The following is a 1,578-nucleotide window of genomic DNA, read 5'->3' as shown; positions in this document are numbered from 1 at the left end:
CTTGGCCGACTGGAATGCCACCGAGGTGGATTACGGCCAGCCGGAGCCGGTGCATCGCCGGTTCGAACGTCAGGCCGCGGCCCATCCGGAGCGCGAGGCACTGGTCTTCGGCGACCGGTGTTTGAGCTACGCCGAGTTTGACCAGGCCGCCAACCGACTGGCCCATGCGCTGATCGGGCAGGGCGTGGCGCGCAATAGTCTGGTCGGTGTCGCGGCGGAACGGTCCGTGGAAATGGTCCTGGCGCTTTACGCGATCCAGAAGGCGGGCGCGGCCTATGTGCCCATCGATCCGGAGCATCCGGAGGCCCGTCAGCAACAGGTGTTGATGGATGCCGGTGTGGATGTGCTGCTGACCCATGATGCGGTGGTGAACCGACTGCCGGCGCTAGGTGACCTGCCGGTTATCAACCTGGATCAGTTGGATGTGTCTGATCAGTTGGCGTCGGCGCCTGATATCGAGCTCCATCCGGAGCAACGGGCCTACGTCATCTACACCTCCGGCTCCACCGGAAAACCGAAGGGCGTGGCCAACACCCACGCGGCGCTGTTCAACCGGTTGCAGTGGATGCAGGCCGCCTACGAGCTGGGTGAGGGCGATGTGGTCCTGCAGAAGACCCCGTACAGTTTCGACGTGTCGGTCTGGGAATTCTTCTGGCCGTTGATGGTGGGGGCGCGTCTGGTGGTGGCGCCACCGGGAGACCACAAGGACCCGGCCAAACTGACCGCACTGATCGAACAGGAGCGCGTCACCACGCTGCACTTCGTGCCGTCCATGCTGTCCGCCTTCCTGACCCAGGACGACCTGACCGGCTGCGCATCGCTGCGCCGGATCGTGTGCAGTGGCGAAGCCCTGCCCAAGGACCTGCAGGACGAGGCCTTGCGTCGTCTGCCTCAAGCCAAGCTTTACAACTTATACGGTCCCACGGAAGCGGCCATCGATGTCACCCACTGGACCTGTGGCCAGGAGGAACGCACCACGGTCCCGATTGGCCGACCGATTGGCAACCTGCAGATCCAGATCCTCGACAGTCGCCTGAACCCGCAACCGGTGGGTGTGCCGGGCGAGCTGTATATTGGCGGCGCCGGTTTGGCCCAAGGCTACCATGGCCGCCCGGATCTGACCGCCGAACGCTTCATCCCCAATCCGTTCAAACCGGGCGAACGGCTCTACCGTAGCGGCGACCTGGCCCGCTGGTGTGCCGATGGCACGATTGAATACCTGGGCCGTCTGGATCACCAGATCAAGCTGCGGGGGTTGCGAATCGAACTGGGCGAGATCGAAGCGGTGCTGCGAGAGGCGGCGCAGGTGACCGATGCGGTGGTGATTGCCCGCAACGAGCAACTCATTGGTTATGTGCAGGGTTCGCAGGCGGACACCGAAGCATTGAAAGTCGCCCTGAAACAGCACCTGCCGGATTACATGGTGCCGACGCACATCGTTGCACTTGACGCCTTCCCGCTGTCGGCCAACGGCAAGCTGGATCGCAAGGCGTTGCCGGACCCGGAGCTCGGGACGGCCGATTACGAAGCGCCGCAGACTGATACCGAACGGACTTTGGCGGCCCTATGGCAGGAGGT

The 1,578-nt window shown here is 63.9% G+C and carries 1 protein-coding gene; it reads left to right on the top strand.

What is annotated here, in order from left to right; genetic code table 11:
• Nucleotides 1-1,578, top strand: a 1,578-nt coding sequence (locus J3364_RS22545; RefSeq protein WP_349560408.1) for an amino acid adenylation domain-containing protein, incomplete at both ends; no start/stop codon positions are given.

This window comes from Marinobacter sp. NFXS9 (assembly GCF_040148665.1).
Classification (GTDB): domain Bacteria; phylum Pseudomonadota; class Gammaproteobacteria; order Pseudomonadales; family Oleiphilaceae; genus Marinobacter_A; species Marinobacter_A mangrovi.
This window is presented reverse-complemented; position numbering and strand designations above follow the sequence as displayed.